The organism is Limosilactobacillus reuteri (genome assembly GCF_020785355.1).
Classification (GTDB): domain Bacteria; phylum Bacillota; class Bacilli; order Lactobacillales; family Lactobacillaceae; genus Limosilactobacillus; species Limosilactobacillus reuteri_I.
Window position 1 is genome coordinate 61621 of sequence record NZ_JAJGVH010000028.1, and the last position, 19556, is coordinate 81176.

The 19556-nt window shown below is 38.0% G+C and carries 12 protein-coding genes and 1 other annotated feature; of the genes, 4 read left to right on the plus strand and 8 right to left on the minus strand.

Going from position 1 to position 19556, the window contains the following annotated elements; genetic code table 11:
- Nucleotides 1-253: 253 nt before the first annotated feature.
- From LMB56_RS00565 to ezrA, 4 genes are all read right to left on the minus strand, one after another.
- Entirely contained in the window at nt 254-2908 is a 2655-nt protein-coding gene (locus LMB56_RS00565; RefSeq protein ID WP_122481865.1) for a valine--tRNA ligase, read from the minus strand.
- A 72-nt stretch (nt 2909-2980) separates the two neighbouring features.
- Nucleotides 2981-3191 (minus strand) — a binding site (T-box leader).
- A gap of 42 nt (nt 3192-3233) precedes the next feature.
- Nucleotides 3234-4454 (minus strand): tRNA uracil 4-sulfurtransferase ThiI, encoded by a 1221-nt coding sequence (gene thiI / locus LMB56_RS00570; RefSeq protein WP_003666641.1) that lies wholly within the window; start codon nt 4452-4454, stop codon nt 3234-3236.
- A gap of 21 nt (nt 4455-4475) precedes the next feature.
- On the minus strand, nt 4476-5624 hold the full coding sequence (locus tag LMB56_RS00575) for a cysteine desulfurase family protein (RefSeq protein ID WP_122481866.1): 1149 nt from the start codon (nt 5622-5624) through the stop codon (nt 4476-4478).
- A gap of 374 nt (nt 5625-5998) precedes the next feature.
- Nucleotides 5999-7702: a septation ring formation regulator EzrA gene (gene ezrA / locus LMB56_RS00580; RefSeq protein ID WP_324294712.1), complete on the minus strand. Its 1704-nt coding sequence runs from the start codon at nt 7700-7702 to the stop codon at nt 5999-6001.
- A 389-nt stretch (nt 7703-8091) separates the two neighbouring features.
- Between ezrA and rpsD the strand changes: the two genes are divergently transcribed.
- Nucleotides 8092-8697: a 30S ribosomal protein S4 gene (rpsD, locus tag LMB56_RS00585; protein WP_003666632.1), complete on the plus strand. Its 606-nt coding sequence runs from the start codon at nt 8092-8094 to the stop codon at nt 8695-8697.
- A 137-nt stretch (nt 8698-8834) separates the two neighbouring features.
- Here the strand turns inward: rpsD and gadC (LMB56_RS00590) are convergent, their stop codons facing one another.
- Nucleotides 8835-10388 carry a glutamate:gamma-aminobutyrate antiporter gene (gadC, locus tag LMB56_RS00590; RefSeq protein ID WP_019254028.1) on the minus strand — a complete coding sequence of 518 codons (1554 nt, stop codon included), beginning with the start codon at nt 10386-10388 and terminating at the stop codon, nt 8835-8837.
- 177 nt (nt 10389-10565) lie between these two features.
- On the opposite strand from gadC (LMB56_RS00590), the gene glsA reads away from it, so the two are divergent.
- From glsA to LMB56_RS00605, 3 genes are all read left to right on the plus strand, one after another.
- Nucleotides 10566-11486: a glutaminase A gene (gene glsA / locus LMB56_RS00595; protein ID WP_229283812.1), complete on the plus strand. Its 921-nt coding sequence runs from the start codon at nt 10566-10568 to the stop codon at nt 11484-11486.
- Between the two features lie 409 nt (nt 11487-11895).
- Nucleotides 11896-13434: a glutamate:gamma-aminobutyrate antiporter gene (gene gadC, locus LMB56_RS00600; protein WP_094501867.1), complete on the plus strand. Its 1539-nt coding sequence runs from the start codon at nt 11896-11898 to the stop codon at nt 13432-13434.
- 17 nt (nt 13435-13451) lie between these two features.
- Nucleotides 13452-14858, plus strand: coding sequence for a glutamate decarboxylase (locus LMB56_RS00605; RefSeq protein WP_122481868.1), 1407 nt, complete (start codon nt 13452-13454; stop codon nt 14856-14858).
- Nucleotides 14859-14918: 60 nt separating this feature from the next.
- Here the strand turns inward: LMB56_RS00605 and LMB56_RS00610 are convergent, their stop codons facing one another.
- The 3 genes from LMB56_RS00610 to oxc all read right to left on the minus strand — a co-directional run bounded on the left by LMB56_RS00610 (nt 14919) and on the right by oxc (nt 19542).
- Nucleotides 14919-16253, minus strand: coding sequence for an NCS2 family permease (locus LMB56_RS00610; protein ID WP_086141955.1), 1335 nt, complete (start codon nt 16251-16253; stop codon nt 14919-14921).
- 228 nt (nt 16254-16481) lie between these two features.
- Nucleotides 16482-17813 carry a formyl-CoA transferase gene (gene frc, locus LMB56_RS00615; RefSeq protein WP_172396849.1) on the minus strand — a complete coding sequence of 444 codons (1332 nt, stop codon included), beginning with the start codon at nt 17811-17813 and terminating at the stop codon, nt 16482-16484.
- Complete coding sequence (gene oxc, locus LMB56_RS00620; RefSeq protein ID WP_229283813.1) at nt 17806-19542, minus strand: oxalyl-CoA decarboxylase; 1737 nt, start codon at nt 19540-19542, stop codon at nt 17806-17808. Before oxc ends, frc begins: the two co-directional genes overlap by 8 nt.
- Between the last annotated feature and the right edge of the window lie 14 nt (nt 19543-19556).

Genomic DNA, 19556 nt, shown 5'->3' on the forward strand with positions numbered 1-19556 from the left:
TTTTAAATAAACCGCTTAATTATCAGTTATTTAATCCTTATCAATAGATAAATATTTTTAAGCAATATATGATTACTTTTTCATACTAAGAAAAAAGGAATCGACAATTGCCGATTCCTTTTTAATCTAATTTTAAACTATATTTATAAATATTATAGCTAATAGCATTCTTACAGTAGTCTAACCTATTTAATAAAATGATATAATTTTCATTTATTGTTAAAAATGTTAATTATCCTACTATAAATTGACGCTAAGCTTGTTGAAGTGATTGAAGACGTTCCTTGGCTGCTGCTAATTTTTGTTGCCATTCCGTTGCCTTTTGCCGTTCAGCTTCAACAACCTTTTCCGGCGCGTTATTAACAAACTTTTCATTGCCAAGCTTCTTTTGTGAACGTTCTACTTCTTTTTCAAGTTTAGCAATCTCTTTTTCCATCCGATCTCGTTCCTCATTAAGATCAACCAATTCAGCCATTGGGATGTAAACTTCTGCTCCTGTTAAAATCCCGCTCATCGCAAGCTTAGGAGCTTCAACATCTTTACCAATAGTTAAGTTTTCTGGATGACAGAAACGTTCAATATAGTCACGATTATCATTCAACATCTGAGCCAAGTGATCGTTATCAACCTTTACCAAAATATCAACTGGTTTAGACATTGGCGCATTAGCTTCATTTCGAATGTTACGAACAGCCTTAATCAATTCAATCAAACTATTCATTTGTTCAGTTGCGGCTGGATCATCAAGTTCAGCATTAGCAACTGGGTAATCTGCAACCATAATTGATTCACCATCATGCGGCATTGACTGCCATAATTTTTCGGTAACGAATGGCATGATTGGATGCAACATCTTCAAGGTCTGATCAAGAACGTAACCAAGAATATTCTTAGTATCATTCTTTTCTTCATCAGTCCCGTTATTGAGTTTTTCCTTGGTCATTTCAATATACCAGTCACAGAAATCATTCCAGATGAAGTTGTAAAGCGCCCGACCAGCTTCACCAAATTCAAACTTGTCAAATTGTTCGTTAACCTGCTTTACAGTTGCATTTAACCGACTCAAAATCCACCGATCAGCTAAATCCCACTTACTCTTATCAGGAAGAACAGGGGCAGGCATCTCACCAAGGTTCATGATAACGTAACGACTCGCGTTCCAAATCTTATTAATAAAGTTCCAAGCCGCATCCATCTTAGTGTAGCTAAAACGAATATCTTGACCAGGAGTTGAGCCAGTAATTAAGAACCACCGTAGGGCATCTACCCCGTACTTCTTGATAACATCCATTGGGTCAATACCATTTCCCAAGGATTTACTCATCTTTCGTCCTTGTTCATCACGAATCAAACCATGGAGAAGAACATTCTTAAATGGTGCCCGACCCGTAAATTCAAGCGATTGGAAAATCATCCGGGAAACCCAGAAGAAGATGATATCATAACCAGTAACTAAAGTGTTAGTTGGGAAGTAGCGCTTGAAGTCTGCTGAATCAGTATTAGGCCAGCCCATCGTCGAGAATGGCCAAAGCGCACTGGAGAACCATGTATCAAGGACATCCTTATCTTGTTCCCAATTTTCGGCATCTTTAGGAGCTTCCATACCAACATAAACTTCGCCAGTCTGTTTGTTATACCAAGCTGGAATCCGGTGACCCCACCATAATTGACGAGAAATAACCCAATCATGAATGTTTTCCATCCATTGCGTAAAGGTGTGTTCAAATCGTTCTGGAACGAAATTAACCCGGTCATCAGTATCTTGGTTCTTAAGAGCTGCTTCGGCTAATGGCTTCATCTTAACAAACCATTGTGTTGAAAGACGGGCTTCAACTTGTACCCCTGTCCGTTCTGAGTGACCAACAGAGTGAACAATTGGGTCAATCTTTAACATGTAACCTTGATCTTGAAGGTCCTTAACGATCGCTTCACGAGCTTCAAAGCGGTCCATACCTTCGTATTTACCAGCATTTTCGTTCATGGAAGCATCTTCGTTCATTGTATTCAGTTCAGGAAGATTGTGACGCTTACCTACTTTAAAGTCGTTTGGATCATGAGCTGGGGTGATCTTAACCATCCCAGTACCAAACTCAGGTGTTACATAGTCGTCAGCAATAATCTCAATTTCCCGGTTGACAAGTGGTACCATGACCTTCTTACCAACCAAGTCCTTGTAACGTTCATCATTAGGGTTAACGGCGACCGCTTCATCCCCGAACATTGTTTCCGGACGAGTAGTGGCGATTTCGATGTAATCCTTACCGTTAAAAGTAGTTCCATCAGTAAATGGATACTTGACATGGTAGAAGGCACCCTTATCATCCTTATGAATAACTTCAATATCTGATAAGGCCGTCCGTGCTTGTGGGTCCCAGTTGATGATGTAAGTTCCACGATAAATTAAGCCCTTATTGTAGAGATCAACAAAGACCTTCCGAACAGCCTTATTTAATCCTTCATCAAGGGTAAAACGTTCGCGGTCATAATCCACAGAAATACCCATCTTAGCCCATTGCTGGTGAATAATATCAGCATATTCATCTTTCCAGTCCCAAACTTGTTGAACAAACTTGTCACGACCAAGGTCATAACGAGAAATTCCTTGTTTACGAAGACGAGCTTCAACTTTCGCCTGGGTAGCAATACCAGCGTGGTCCATTCCGGGAACCCATAATACATCATAGCCTTGCATCCGCTTTTGTCGAATGATCATATCTTGTAAAGTTGTATCCCAAGCATGACCTAAGTGCAACTTACCAGTAACATTCGGTGGTGGAATAACAATTGAATATGGGTGAGCCTTTTTGTCACCACTTGGTTTAAAGAATCCTTGGTCAATCCACCATTGATAACGGCCTTCTTCAACCGCCGCTGGATCGTACTTGGTTGACATATCTTTTTCTGTCATGGCAGAAACTCCTTTCAGAAAGCAATCTTCATTTTTATTTTGTGCATTAACTAAAAAACGCCCTATCACAATCGATAGGACGAATCATCGCGGTACCACCTAATTTGAGTATAAAATACTCCACTTTATCATTTCATAACGGTAAATGAACCGGACATACCTACTATTAATTTCAGTATATCAGCTCCCGAACTACCTTCATAAAGTTTAACTAATCCTCTCTCACTATCAGGATCTCGCTTTTTAGGTGCCGCTTTACTACTCTTTCGGTCAATGCTTATTAAAATGTATCATAGCTAAATTATCAAACCTCGTCAAGGCCTAATTAAAGTAATTCAGCAAAAACATCTTCATTTTGGTTTAAATAATCTTCACCAGGATGAATTTCCGTAATTTCAATCCCATCAAGAGCTCGTTGCATTAATCCTTCAATATCAAGTCGTTTTTCGTATTCACGAGCCCGCTCAACGTTTGGCCGGGTTTTTGGCGATGGCGGGGTAAAGACAGTACAACAGTCTTCATATGGAAGAATTGAAAGGTCATAGGTATCAATATCTTGGGCAATTTTAATAATTTCGGTCTTATCAAATGACAATACTGGACGCAATACCGGATAAGAAGTTACATCATTAATCGCCAGCATACTTTCCATTGTCTGAGAAGCAACTTGACCTAATGATTCACCATTAAAAATGGCCAGCCCATGACGCTTAATCATTAAGGCAGCTGCCAACCGAAGCATCATTCGCCGTTGAATTGTCATTAAGTAACCTTCAGGAACTTTTTCCTTGACTGTTTCTTGAATTTCAGCGAATGGCACCTGAATAAACTTAATACTTCCACTATATTTTGCAAGACGTTCAGTTAATTGCTTGGCCTTTGCTAAAGCTTGGGGACTAGTATATGGCGGACTAAAGAAGTGAACCATTTCCATTGAAACACCACGCTTCATCCCAAGGTAAGCAGCTACTGGTGAATCAATTCCACCAGACATCATCATCATTCCTTTACCAGCAGTACCAACTGGCAAACCACCAGCACCCTTAATCGTTTCACTTGAAAGGAAAATCCCATTAAGACGGATCTCAACCCGTAAAGTTAGGTCTGGATGGTGAACATCAACTTTTAATTTATCAGGAAACTTATCTAAGAGGTATCCTCCTAGCTTGTTGTTCATTTCAAAGGTATCAATTGCAAATTGGTGATCTGACCGACGAGTTTCTACTTTAAAGGTAATTGGTTTATCAACTTGTTCAGCGATCATTTGCGCTGCTGCCTCTGCAGTCGCTTCAAAAGTCTTATCAACTTTAATTGATGGAGAGAAGTTTTGAATCCCAAACACTAACTTCAACCGATTCATCACTTGATCATAGTCAGCTCCATTTAATTCAACATGCAACCGATCACGTTGTGCATGTACCTTTACCTGGTCAAAGCTATGAAGGGCCTTTCGTACGTTTACCCCTAAACGATCAATAAAGGACTTTTTATTATGTCCCTTTGTCGAAAGCTCACCATAACGAACCATAATTTCTGTATATTGCACGTTATGTCCTCCTTTCAGATTTTATTCAATAATTTTCTTAAAGCCAGCATATAATTCATCAAATGTTTTATTAAACTGATCAGCTTCTTCAAGGGTATTTTGATCCCCAAGGCTAATCCGAACTGCACTTGTCGCAATATTTTCTGGAACCTTCATGGCAGCTAATGTTCCGGCTTCGGAATGCTTTTTAGACGAGCAAGCACTAGTAGTTGAGATATAGATATCCTTGTCTTCAAAGGCATGAACAATCGTTTCGCCCCGAACCCCTACAATTGCAAAGCATAGTACATGGGATGCGAAACCTTGATCGCGGCCAGAAATCAATTTCACATGATCAAATTTACTTAAATGGTCGTAAATCCGTTCTTTGATTGCCTGTTCACGTTTTACTGATTCCGCTTCATTTTCCTTTACTAACCGAATTGCTTTTGCCATTGCAACATTACCCGGTGTATTTTCAGTCCCATTTCGTAGTGTTCGCTCTTGACCACCACCAGCAATCAAGGGCTCTAACTTACGACCACTCTTGACGTAAACAAAACCGGTTCCTCGTGGGGCATGAAATTTATGACCAGAAAAAGTGGCGAAATCAACGCGATCACTAAATACTTGGTTATCTAATCCTTTACCAATAGCCTGAACAGCATCCACCATAAAGTGAATATTTGGATAATCTTTAAGGATTTCTCCCACTTCTTTAATTGGCTGAACCGTTCCAATTTCATTATTAACCGCCATGATAGACACTAAAATAGTATCTGGACGAATGGCAGCTTTAACATCAGCAGGATTGATCCGTCCTTCTTTATCAACCGGGAGATAAGTAACTTCAAATCCGAAGTCTTTTAGTTGCTCCAATGCATTTTTTACTGCCGCATGTTCAACACTGGTCGTAATAATGTGTTTGCCAAAACGGTGCTTAGCCATTGCAGTTCCTTTGATTACCCAGTTATCTCCTTCAGAACCACCACTAGTAAAAATAATCTCACTAGGCTTAACCCCGAATAGCTTTGCGATCTGCTGGCGTGCCTGTTCTTGAAGATTCCAAGCATTTTCACCAAAATTATGTAAGCTGCTTGGATTCCCCCAAATCTTTTGGCTCACGGTTTCGTATGTCGACAAAACATCCGGTAGTATCTTTGTCGTCGCACTATTATCAAAATAGATCATACTAATTTCCTTCCTAAAAATAATACACAGGGTTGTTACAAATGGGTAACCTACTCTGATTATGATTTCAACAGTATAGGATAGGCTACTGCTGAAGATTTCGACTCTTCTTAAAACGGTTTTATATTATAACAGAAAATTAGCTATTAGGCATTAATTATCACTATCATTTAATAAGAAAAGAGGAGGCTGGAAAAAACTTTGTTTTTTCAACAGCCTCTTTATTTATACGAACATTGTTTAAGATATCGTGGAAATTAACCACAAGGCTCGAGGCTAAGTCCGAACGATAATCAGCCCGTGCCGTGCTAATCACCGTTCTATCCTTAGCCCACCTCCTTGTCGAGAAGGTTAATTCCCACTCACCTTGATTTTTAATTTTTACCAATTTCACGATAATAGGTATCTTCAATTCGTTTATAGCTACCAGGTTCTATTTCTTCTAAAACGGTCGCAATTGCCTCTAAGCTTGCTGTGTAGTTAAATTGCTTAAAAAGTTCTTGAGATTTTTTAGCTGCTGCTGCAATCTTTTCGTTATCACTAAACCGGTTCGCATATTGTTGGAATCGTTCTGTTAATTCTGCACTATCACGAAGAATATCAGTCTTGTCATTTAATGTGTCTAGGTCTGACTCAACGATAATTAGTTGCTTCGTAATTTCATCCATATTGATCTTATATTCATTCAATTCATCAGCTAACTTTTTAATCTCATCGCTGACACCAAAGAAGTAATCTAAGTAATCTTTTGGTAAGCCAGGAAGGTTCAACTGTTCTACTTGCCGATGAATTGTACGAATCTGGGTGGAATATTTTTGAAGCATTTGACGGGCGCGTTGCTCATCAGTCTGTAATTTAGCAACTTCATCGTTAAGCTTCTCTTGACTTTTTTCAATTTCAGTCAAGTTCTTTTGATTAGACTTTTGTCGATCAAGCACCTGACTATAAACAGCCGTTTTATTGGCAACTGCTTCTGCGTCATCACGATACTGCTTAATAATCGCTTTAATTTGTTCACCAAGTTCACGAACGGTTTCTTGTTCATGATTAGTAAGTGTGTAATTCAAACTTAACCGGTCTAATTCTACACTAAGTTCGTCATTTTGCCGTTGAGCATGTTTTGTAAAGTCTTTCATCACTTCAATCAAATGAACAGCTTCATTCTTAGCGTCAATTTCTTTTTGCATTACCCCGTATAAGTAATCAATCTGGTCACTAAGATCTTTATTAGATTGTTCCACGACATCTAATTGTAAATTGTTAAGCTGATCAATCGTCTGGTTCAGTTTAGCTTGGAGTTGTTCAATTTGCTTATCAATATTTTTCTCCGTAAAGTGAAAATTTTGCTTTACAAGTGTCTCATAACCACTTTTTAGCTCGGATAATTGTTCTGGAAACTCGGTTGCAATTGGCTTATAGAGCTGAGGAATCTTCTTAAGGTCTTGTTCAAATTTGTCGTTTTCAGATTGCAAATTGCTTAAAATTTCTTGAGCTGCCTCAATATCACCCTTATTAGTTAAATCAGTAAATTGCGCGAATTGATCCTCCAATTCATTTAACCTGCTATTTAACTGCTTTTCACTGTCTCCATATTCGAAGCTCTTCTCATTTAGTTGCCGGTGGAATTGACGATATTTATTTTTAATCTGCTCGACCGCTTGCTTATGGGTATGTTGTTGTTGACGAAGATGTTGCAAGTCTTTTTGGATCTGTTGAAGAGTTGTTGTTAACTTTGCCAAATCTGCTTGCAAGTCACGAATTTGAGTGTTAATTGTCAGTAACTTGCTCGTCCGTGAATCTGCTAACAATTGGGGAGCTCGTTTATTAAAGGCCGTGATTGCTGGTCGCACTTGTTTTTCATACTTGTTTTTAATTGTTTCGAATTGCTTTTTAGCATCCCCGATTAGTTGCAATTCTTCAACATTTTTGATCTGCTGGTCAACTTTTTGATCTGCTAGCTTTTTCTCGCTTTCCATTAAGTCGTTGATCTGTTTAACAGCTCGTCGTTGATAAAAATATACGCAAGCTAATATTGCTACAACAATAATTAAAATACCAATCAATACTTGAAAAACCACTTTTTCCACCTACTACTTTTTATTGTTTATTGCTCTTGCACAATAATTATCCGTATAATCCTATTCAAAATTATAGCATACCACAATGAACGTGCTTTAGAAGATTTGAAAAAACATCTACGTTTAACAAACTTTTATACTGTTCATCATTCTGCTAAAAAGTTACGAGGTTTCTAAAGAAAAGATTGACTTATTATCACGAACCGTTGTACACTAGGTTTTGTGTAAAATAATGCAGCAGTGAGGAGCAAGCTCGTCAACAGACTGGTGCCTAACGGTGTTTTTAGTAACCCGGCTGCTAGGGTGAAAAATTCAAATCAGCCTGCACGAATGCCAAGCTCACAATCGGATTATTTTACTCCAACTAAAATTATTGGAGGAATTTATTTATGTCTCGTTACACTGGTCCAAGTTGGCGTGTTTCACGTCGTCTTGGCGTTTCACTTTCAGGTACTGGTAAAGAATTAGCACGTCGGGCTTACGCTCCTGGTGACCACGGTCGTGATCGTCGCGGTAAGCTTTCAGAATATGGTACACAATTACGTGAAAAGCAAAAGCTACGTTTTATGTACGGTATGACTGAACGTCAATTCTCAAACCTTTTCGTTCGTGCCGGCAAGATTAAGGAAGGTACTCACGGTGCCAACTTTATGGCATTGCTTGAACGTCGTCTTGATAACATGGTTTACCGTCTTGGTTTAGCTACTACTCGTCGTCAAGCTCGTCAATTAGTTAACCACGGTCACATCACTGTTGATGGTAAGCGTGTTGACATTCCATCATACGAAGTTAAGGTTGGTCAAATCATCGCCGTTCGTGACAAGTCTAAGAACTTAGACATCATCAAGAACGCTGTGGAAGCTGTTGTTTCTCGTCCTTCATACGTTGACTTTGATGCCGACAAGCTTGAAGGTAAGCTTAACCGCATTCCAGCACGTGAAGATATGAACGCTGATATTGATGAAGCTCTTATCGTTGAATTCTACAACAAGTAATCTTATAATTACTATCGTTGTTATATCAACATTCTAATGTTAGTTGGTACTGCAATAGTGTCTCAACTACTAAAAAAAAGCATTCCTAGATTAATTTCTGGAAATGCTTTTTTTATTTTAATTCACTTATTTACATCTCACTTTTTAACCTTCTTAGTATTAAAGTTATCTTTATCATCATTTGGTACAATATGAAATTCACCACGAGCAATTGGCGGTACACTTTTAACAATATCTTCTGCCTTGAAATGCTTCGGTGTATCTGATTCATCCACATATTGACCTTTATGGTGATTGAAAATTACATATAAAATAAAGGGTAAAACTAATACAAACAAATAACTGATAATTAAAATAGCTAAGTATGCGTGATGTGATGATTCAGGAAGATTCGAAGGTGGGACAAACGAGATGAAGAAGGCAAAAATAGAAACCAATAGCCCACAAAAGGCAACGATTGCCTTACAGATTGTTCCTCCAGGAATCTCATACTTCCTTTTTAATTGTTTCTTTTTAAAAATTAAATCAATATAACCAGCAAAGAATAGTAAATAAGCACTTAAATAAATAACAACGGTTAAAGACATAGCAACGAAAAATGAAACATTACTACTGCCCCCACCAAAAGTTAAAACACCATCCCAAATTGAAACTACAATTCCTTGGGTAATAATTAAGGGAACCGGAACTTTATGCTTATTTGTTTTCCGGAAGTATTTCGGAATAATTCCTCGTTGAGCAGCAGCGAACATTCCACGCGACGGACCAACAACCCACGAACTAATTTCTGCCATTACACCAAGGGATAAAGCTAAGGCGATAATTTTAACAAGTAAAGCCAAGTGTGGATCTTGGTAATAAATTAAATACTTAAAAGCTTGTACAACCCCAGCACTTAATGATAGTTCTTTTTGCGGAACAACTGCTGCTACCGCAAATCCACCAAAAGTATCTAGGCAAATAGCAAGAATAACTAATATAAACATTGCCAAGGGATAATTTCGCTTAGGATTTTTAAGCTCATTGATGTGGGTAGCTGAAGCCTCAACTCCCATATAAGCTAGAATGAAAGAAACGAATACTACCATTGTATTTAATCTAGCAAAATCAGGAATAAATGCTTTTGGAGTAAACTTTACTTGTAATGGGCCGCCTTTAACCACATACCAAATAGCAAGTGCAATTAAACAAATAGACGGGAGTAAAATGCCTAAACTAAAGCCCCATTTTGCAATTCGAGCTGTATATTTGGTACCACCAAATTGCGAAAAAACTAATAGCCAAAAAATAATTAAAACTCCAAAAAACTTAACTGTTGGATTAGCATCTAGGGCTGGCCAATTAATAACATATGAAAATGCACCTAAGATAAAGTAGATCATGGTAATGAAACCAACTGTAATTTCAAACCATTGGAAAAAGATTCCAGCAAAGCCAAACCGTTCACCAAGTGTATGAGAAATCCAACTAAAAATTCCTCCACCATTTTTATTCCATCCTTGAACAGTTGCCATTTCCGCGGCACATAAAGCAACCGGTAAAAACCAAAAAATCCCGGCAAGAATTAAATAAAATACTAAATTAAGCTTAGAAGTTGCAAAAGTTGGATACTCATAGACCGCAAGAACCATTGATGCAGTTAGTGAGAAAAAGCCAAATAACGTCAAATTACGTTTTCCTTTATCAACCATCAGCTCACGCGCTTCCTTTCATAAAAAATTCATTTCTTCTCCCCAAGCTATTTCTACCATCAATTAATTTATTTATCAAATAAATAAGCTTAAATAAGCTTTTACGTCCCAAAAATAGACTTATTGCTTGTCGTTTTATATTTATAACAGTATCCTAGCATTTAGGAGGTGATTACTTTGGATCTTAAACAAGTAGTTGATAATAATTTGGCTAAAACTAATTTGGGAAAAGTAGCAAACTATATCCCTGCATTAGGTAAAGTTGATCCTAAGCAACTTGGAATTGCGGTTTATGATTTAAATAAAGATAACATAACAAATGCTGGAAATGCTGATGTTCGCTTTGCAATTGAGAGCATCTCCAAAGTAATTGTTTTTTTATATGCCGCTAAACAACTTGGGCTAAGCAATGTAACGAAACATGTTGGAGCTCGCCAAACAGGATTCCCTTTTAATTCAATTCTGAATATGGAAATTGAAAAAGCACATTATCCTCTCAACCCATTTATCAACGCGGGTGCAATAGAGGTAACATCTTTAATTCAACCATATAATGGCAAAAGTCCTTTCGATCAAATGATTCAATTTGCCCGTGAAATTTGTCATGATCCGCAAATTTCACTTAATTCAGAAATATTTGAGTCAGAAGATCGAACTGGGGATACGGATCGATCATTAGCTTATTACTTAAAGGCCAATAAGATGATACATGCAGACGTAACAACAAGTTTAACAACATACTTTAAACAGTGTTCAATGATGGTCACCGCTATTAGCCTAGCTAATCTAGGCGCAGTCTTAGCAAACAATGGTATTAAGCCTTGGGATAATAAGCGATTAGTTCCTACTGAAGTAGCAACCTATACTAAATCCCTTATGACAACTACCGGGTTATATAACGAATCTGGTACATATTCATCAATTATAGGTGTACCTACTAAGAGTGGTGTTGGCGGTGGCTTAATGTCCGCAGCGCCTAATCGTTTCGGGATTGGTATTTTTAGTCCACCATTAGATAATGCTGGTAACAGTGTTGCAGGATTAGCTGCCCTTGAAGAAATTAGTAATGAACTTAAGATTGATATATTTCAGTACTAATAATTAAGGTTCAACTCACACTAAATTCTTAACAAATGATTTTCTTACTTAAGAATCAGTCTTTATCATTCGAGATATCATGAATGAGTCATAATATAGTTACAAATCCCCTTGATAATTGTAATGAATTATTGAGGGGATTTATGTTTATGAGATCAAATATAGAATTTTAATATGTATGATTAAAACAAAAACTAAAAAATAATTAGCAATTAATATCATTTTGCAATTTTTACAGTAAAAAGTAACACACCAGCCGCAGTTAAATAAACAAAATAATAGCATAATAATTGAAAGGTGGGCATTAAGTGCTATTATTTAAATATAAATAATGATTATTATTTATATTGTGGATAATGAATTAATCAGTACTGAAAATTTGTTATATCTCTTTTGAAAGGAGTAAGAAATGGCTAATACTCAACAAACTAAGAGAAATTTAACGCTTTTCGGTTTCTTTTCTCTGACGGCCTCAATGGTTCTCACAGTTTATGAATATCCAACATTTGCCACCTCAAAGCTCCACTTAATATTCTTCCTTATTCTTGGAGGTTTATTCTGGTTCATTCCAGTCGCCTTATGTGCCGCTGAAATGGCTACCGTTAATGGCTGGAACAATAATGGTGGTGGTATCTTCAGCTGGGTTTCTCATACTCTTGGAAGAAGATGGGGATTTGCTGCTATCTTCTTTCAGTGGTTCCAAATTACCGTGGGCTTTGTTACCATGATTTACTTCATTTTAGGAGCATTTTCATACGTTCTGAATTGGGCCGCCCTTGACGAAAAACCCGCTATTAAATTTTGGGGTGTTTTAATTGTTTTCTGGTTTTTAACATTTTCACAATTCTGGGGAACTAAATATACCGCTTATATTGCTAAAACTGGATTTGTTATCGGAATCTTAATCCCATCAGTAACCCTCTTTTGCTTAGCAATTGCATATGTAGTTACTGGCGGAAAATTACAAGTTCAATTTTCAGCACATGCTTTTATCCCCGATTTTGCTAAGCTAAATACCTTAGTTGTCTTTGTTTCGTTTATTCTAGCTTATATGGGGGTTGAAGCCTCAGCCTCGCACATTAATGAGCTTAAAAATCCTAAACGAAATTATCCTTTAGCAATGTTCATCCTAGTAATCTTGGCAATTTTCCTTGATACTTTTGGTGGCTTTGCCGTTGCTGCTGTCGTTCCACAAAAAGAACTATCATTAAGTGCCGGTGTTGTTCAGGCATTTAAGTATCTGTTGCTTTATTTTAACTCCCATCTTAATTGGTTGGTTAAAATAATCGCCTTAATGATTGCGTGTGGGGTAATGGCAGAAATTAGTTCATGGGTTATCGGTCCTTCGCGGGGAATGTTCGCTACTGCCCAGCAAGGAATTCTTCCCAAAGTATTTCAAAAGACAAATAAGCACAAAGTTCCAACCGTCTTAATTCTCACACAGGGAATCGTGGTTACGATCTGGGATGCAGTCTTAACTTTCGGTGGCGGAAGTAACAATGTTTCTTTTTTTGCAGCGATTTCTTTAACTGTTGTAATTTATCTAGTAGGATACTTACTATTTTTCATCGGGTACTTAGTCCTTGTCTTCAAAAAGAAAGACTTAAAACGTACCTATGAAATTCCTGGAGGAACCGTTGTTAAATCAATTGTTGCTATTTGTGGGTTGATAGTTTCTATTTTTGCACTATTAATCTCTTTTGTTCCGCCAAGCAGTTTACCTACAAGTTCACACCATGCTTACCTTTATGTATTAATAATTAGTTTTGTAATTACGGTCTTATTACCGTTCCTAATCTATGAATTTTATTTAAAGCACGAGCATCATTCGATTAGTACCCCTAAGCATATGCTTGCTAAGGATATTAACCCAACCACCCCACCAATTGCTCGGGGAGAACATCATATCATTGCAAATTCAGACGAAAAAAAACATTCAGCAAATTAACCTAGGAGGTTTTATCTATGGCAGGATTATATGGAAAAAATGACCAAGAAAAACGCGATGTGTTAGACCCTATTTTCGGTTCATACACTTCTGATCATGCACTATCAAAATATGAATTAAATAAGGAACCTGTTCCTCCAGAAATTGCTTATCGAATTGTCAAAGATCAATTAATTGATGAAGGAAATGCCCGTGAAAATTTGGCTACTTTTTGTCAAACTTATATGGAGCCAAAAGCAACTCAAATTATGGCAGAAACAATGCAAAAAAATGCTATTGACAAATCAGAATATCCACGAACTGCTGAACTTGAAAACCGTTGTGTAAATATTATTGCTAAATTATGGCACGGTCAAAAAGATGAAGACTACATGGGAACTTCAACAGTGGGATCTTCTGAAGGTTGTATGCTTGGTGGTTTAGCAATGAAGTTTGCTTGGCGAGAACGAGCCAAAAAATTAGGGCTTGATATTAATGCCCGAAAGCCAAACTTAGTAATATCTTCTGGATATCAAATTTGTTGGGAAAAATTTGCAACATATTTTGATGTTGAGCTACGGACAGTTCCAATGGATGAAGAGCACCAATCGCTTAATATGAATACAGTTATGGATTATGTCGATGAATATACTATCGGTATCGTAGGGATTATGGGAATTACTTACACCGGTCGTTATGACGATATTGCAAAATTAAATGATCTAGTTGAAGAATACAACAAGACAACAGATTACAAAGTCTATATTCACGTTGACGCTGCTTCTGGTGGATTCTATGCTCCATTTATGGAACCTGACATTAAATGGGACTTCCAACTAAAGAATGTTGTTTCAATTAACGCGTCAGGCCACAAGTATGGTTTAGTTTATCCTGGTATTGGTTGGGTATTATGGCGTGATAAAAAATTCCTACCTGACAAGCTAATTTTCAAAGTTAGCTACTTAGGAGGAGAATTACCAACAATGGCAATTAATTTCTCACGCAGTGCCTCACAAATAATTGGGCAATACTACAATTTCGTTCGTTTTGGCTTTGAAGGATATAAAAAGATTCAAAAACGTACTCATGACGTTGCAGTTTACCTAGCAACTGAAATTCAAAAAATGGGTATGTTCGAAATGGTTAATGATGGTTCTCAAATTCCAATTATTTGTTACAAGTTAAAAGACTTAACTGCACAAGACTGGTCGTTGTATGATTTAGCTGATAGATTGCGTATGCAAGGATGGCAAGTTCCTGCTTACCCACTTCCAAAGAACTTAGATACAATTGAAGTACAACGAATAGTATGTCGTGCTGATTTCGGAATGAGTAGAGCTCACGAATTTATTGATGATATGAAGCGTGATATCGAAGCTTTAAATAATTCAACATTAGTAGGACATAAAACAACTGAGCTTAAAAAGTATGGTTTCACTCATTAAACCTTAGAATAATTAATAAAGAGATCTAAACAAGCATAACAAACTTGCTTAGATCTCTTTTTATTTCGGTAAAACATTCAAAATATACAGCAATGCAATAAAAACAAAAAACATGCTCCACATTACAACATTTACTTCTTTGCGACGTCCTGCAGCAACCATTAAGATCGGATACGTAAGAAAACCAAATGCAATCCCATAAGAAATGTTATAAGTTAACGGAATTCCAATAGCAACCAAGAATGACGGCAGTGCAATTTCAAATTTATCCCATTCGATATCTTTCAAGGCGGAAACCATCAATACTCCGACCACAATTAAAGCGGCGGCGGTCACTTGAGTAGTAACAACTTCAAGTAAAGGAGAAAAAGCCATACTTAAAATAAAAAGCGTTCCCGTTACAATCGCAGTCAGACCGGTTTTTCCACCTACCGCAATACCGGCTGAGGATTCAACATAGGCAGAAGTTGGGGTTGTTCCCATTACCGCCCCTCCTAACATCGAAAGCGAATCGGCCATTAAAGCCCGACCAATCCGGGGCATTTTATTATCTTTCATTAATCCTGCTTCTTGCGCTAACCCAACTAAGGTTCCAGCAGTGTCAAAGAAAGCTACCAACAAGAAGATTAAAACAACAGCCCACATCTTTGGATCAGTCATTGTTGGCAAGAACTTAATTCCCACCCCAAAAGTTGGTTCTAAGCTAGGAGCCATTGAAATTAAATGATCCGGCATCTTAACCAATCCCGTTAACAGACCAAGAAGCGTTGTTGCAACTAAGCCGATAAAAATTGCTCCCGGAACCTTTTTGACCATTAAAATTGCAATCAAAAAAATCCCAAAGATTGTAATCCAGGTTGTAGGAACTGTTAGCGATCCTAATTCAACTAGTGATGATTTACTTGAAACAATGATTCCACCACCCTGCAAACCAACAAAAGAGATAAATATTCCAATCCCCGCAGCCATTGCATATTTCAAATCTTTAGGAATAGCATTAATTACAATCTCCCGCACTTTAAGGAAAGACAAGATCGTAAACAAGACAGAGGCAACAAAAACACCAGCCATTGCCTTTTGCCACGGAATTCCCATTGCCAATACAACCGAATAAGTGAAGAAAGCATTATCACCTAATCCCGGAGCAATCGCAATTGGATAATTAGCCAAAATCCCCATCAAAAAGCAGCCAATAATTGCTGATAAAGCAGTTGCAGTAAAAACCGCTCCTTTATCCATTCCGGCTACTCCTAGTACGCTCGGATTAACAAAAAGAATATAGGCCATTGAAACAAAAGTCGTCAATCCAGCTAAACATTCTTGTTTAATATTCGTGCCGTTTTCTGACAAATGAAAAGTTCGGTCGAAAAAGTCGATTGTTCGTGTTTCTTCCAAAATACACACCCCAAATAAATATGATAGTGTGATCATTGCATATAATTATCTGATTTTCAACGCTAATATTCATTTTATATCACAAATGATTCTAAAATCAACCTAGAAACTAATATAAACATCCGTAAAAAGCGAACAATGCAGAAAACTAAGATAGCTTTAAAGATGTAAAAGAGACCGAAAAATTCAATTTTCCGATCTCTTTTCTTTTATCAGCATAAACCGCAGTTAATCCTTAATAACTTTTGTCCGTGGATTATGAGGCTTTTCTACTTTTGAAATTACACCCTTAGCTACTAATTCTTCAATTTGTTCCGGATCATAACCAAGCGAAGATAGAATCTCTTTATTATTTTCACCAAGATCTGGGGCCCGCTTATAGGTTGGTTTATAGTTTGACATCGTAAACGGCATCCCCACCGTCTTAAATTCGCCGCGATTTCCTCCCTGATTAATCTTAACCAGGGTACCGTCTTTATTTAAGTCTGGGTCATTTTCAAGCTCGTGCCAATCTAAAACTGGGCCGACTGGTATACCAGCCTCTCCAAGTTTTTTAGTTAACTCATACTTATCGTAATTCTTGGTATACGATTCAATCAAGGGGTAAATTTCTTGCTTATGGAGCTGGCGATGTTCCCAATCCTTAAAGCGTTCATCAGTAGCCCATTCAGGATGGCCCATCGTATTAGCAATTGTCTCCCAGCTTTTGTTTTTATTTTGGATAACAATATAAACATAGGCATTAGGATCCGTTTCCCAACCTTTTGCCTTATAAGTCCAGCCAATCACTTGTCCACCTTCACTATTTTCAGATCTAGGAATTGCTTTCCCCCATTTATAGTTAGGATAGACTGCATAGAATGGCAATGCTCCAAGATTGTCTAACATCAATTGATCCCGCAATTTAATGCGACAAAGGTTAATAACTGCATCCTGCATTGATTGATAAACATAGCTCCCTTTACCAGTGTGCTCTCGTTGTAGCAAAGCAGCTAAAATTGCAATCGTTAAATGCATTCCAGAATTAGAATCTCCTAATGCGGCCGCAGACTGTGTTGGAATATTTGCATCTCCTTCATTCCATCCCGTTGCCGAAGCCGCACCGCCAGCAGATTGCGCAACCGGTTCAAAGGCTTTTACATTGGCAAAACGTGATCCCTTATTAAACCCTTTTAACGAGGCCATGATTAAGCGCGGATTTAATTCGTGTACTTTTTCCCAGCCAAAACCTGCCCTAGTCGCCGCACCAGGCCTGATATTCTCCACAAAAACATCAGCCTTCTTGAGTAAGTCATACATTATTTTTTGACCTTCTGGAGTTTTAATATCAAGAGTTAATGATTTTTTGTTTGCGTTTAATTGTAAATAATAAAGGCTCCATGAATCTTTAATATCAAGCAGTTCATTACGAGTTGGGTCTCCGGTATTAGTTCGTTCAATTTTAATCACTTCCGCTCCTAGCCATGCTAAAAGCTGAGTACAAGAAGGCCCCGATTGAACCTGCGTCCAGTCAACAACTTTAATCCCTTTTAATGGTGCATTTTCACTTTGTTCAGTCATTATGATGGCTCCTCTCATTTTCTTCAAGTGGTTGTAAATTAAGCTTTGGATTTAGATTCCCAATATGGCCAGATTCTTTTCCCATCGATGGTGCAATTTGAACATTAATAATATTTGGTCGTCCCGAGTCAACAGCTCTTGCAAAAACATTTTTCATCTCATCGTAATTACTTACAAAATAATTATCACCACCAAAGGCCTTAGCCATTAAATCATACCTGGCAGTTGGATCAAGAGTAGTTGGCCCAAGTTGATTGGGAACAACTTGGCCGATTCCGTTATAAATTCCGCCATTATTGATAATAACAACCGTAATTGGCAACTTATATCGACAAATCGTTTCAATCTCCATCCCATCAAAACCAAATGCACTATCACCATCAAGCGCAACAACATGTTTCCCTGTTTCAACTGCCGCCGCAATTGCATAACCAAGGCCAACACCCATGACGCCCCAAGTTCCCGTGTCGAGTCGATGACGGGGGAGTTGCATTCCAATCATATCTCGTCCAATGTCAAGCGTATTAGCCCCCTCACTGACTAGATAGGTATCTGGATGTTGTTGGAAGTATTCAGCAATAGGCGCAATTTCTCCATAATAGCCAAATTTTTGTGCTACTTTACCATTAGCAATTCGTTGCGCGAATTTTTTGTCATTTTTCTCAGTATCTTGCGCAATTTGCTCTAACCATTCTTCGGGCGCTTGATATCCAGTTGCCAATAGCGCTGGAACCAATTTATCTAAAATCGACTTAAGGTCTCCTTGGAGCGGGGCACTAATTGGCTGTGAGGAATCAAACTGTGTGGCATCGATGTCTAGCTGAACAAATTTTGCTTGCGGGTTAAATTGTGGTGCATCCCCATATGAAAGCATCCAGTTTAAACGGGCACCAATTACAATTACTACGTCAGCAATTCGTAGTGAAAGAGAACGAGCCGCTGCAGCAGAATGAGGACTATCATCTGGAATTAGCCCTTTTGCCATCGACATTGGCAAAAATGGAATATTCGTTTCGGCTACTAATTGTTGCACTTGGTTTTCGGTCCGATCATAGGCAGCCCCTTTTCCTAAAATAATAAGGGGCTTTTTTGCGTTCTTGATTAAATCAACCGCCCGTGATATTGCTTCATCATTAGGTACCTGTTTAGGGGCAGGATCAATTAACTTATAAACACCCAAATTAGATTGATTAGCAGCAGCAGCATCTTCTTGAACAATTGTGTCAGCTGGAATATCAAGATAAACACCACCAGGGCGGCCTGAAACTGCTGTCCTAATGGCTCTTGCAACAGCTAATCCCATATCTTCCGCTCGATCAACCCGATAAGCTTTTTTGCAGAAGGGTTTTGCCGCATTATATTGGTCAAGACCTTCATAATCGCCCTGTGATAAGTCAATAATATGGCGTTCAGACGAACCTGAAATCATAATCAATGGAAAACAATTCTTAGTAGCTTGAGCCAAAGCTGTTAATCCATTCAAAAAACCGGGTGCTGAAACAGTTAATGCAACGCCAGGTTTTTGCGTTAAGTAACCAGTTGCTGCGGCGGCATTAACTGCTGAATCTTCACGGCGAAAACCATAATATTTCATTCCGCGTAATTCAGCGAGCCGCGCTAAATCGGTTACTGGGATTCCAACTATTCCATACATCCGGTTAATATTATTCTTTTGCAAGGCCTTGATTAATAAATTGGCACCTGTCTTATTTAAAGAATCGCCTACCATAATTTGACTCCCTT

Coding starts and splice junctions, on each gene's coding strand:
- oxc (WP_229283813.1), bottom strand. CDS start 19,542: ATGGTAGGCGATTCTTTAAATAAGACAGGTGCCAATTTATTAATCAAG.
- frc (WP_172396849.1), bottom strand. CDS start 17,813: ATGACTGAACAAAGTGAAAATGCACCATTAAAAGGGATTAAAGTTGTT.
- rpsD (WP_003666632.1), top strand. CDS start 8,092: ATGTCTCGTTACACTGGTCCAAGTTGGCGTGTTTCACGTCGTCTTGGC.
- LMB56_RS00605 (WP_122481868.1), top strand. CDS start 13,452: ATGGCAGGATTATATGGAAAAAATGACCAAGAAAAACGCGATGTGTTA.
- gadC (WP_019254028.1), bottom strand. CDS start 10,388: ATGGTTGATAAAGGAAAACGTAATTTGACGTTATTTGGCTTTTTCTCA.
- LMB56_RS00565 (WP_122481865.1), bottom strand. CDS start 2,908: ATGACAGAAAAAGATATGTCAACCAAGTACGATCCAGCGGCGGTTGAA.
- LMB56_RS00575 (WP_122481866.1), bottom strand. CDS start 5,624: ATGATCTATTTTGATAATAGTGCGACGACAAAGATACTACCGGATGTT.
- gadC (WP_094501867.1), top strand. CDS start 11,896: ATGGCTAATACTCAACAAACTAAGAGAAATTTAACGCTTTTCGGTTTC.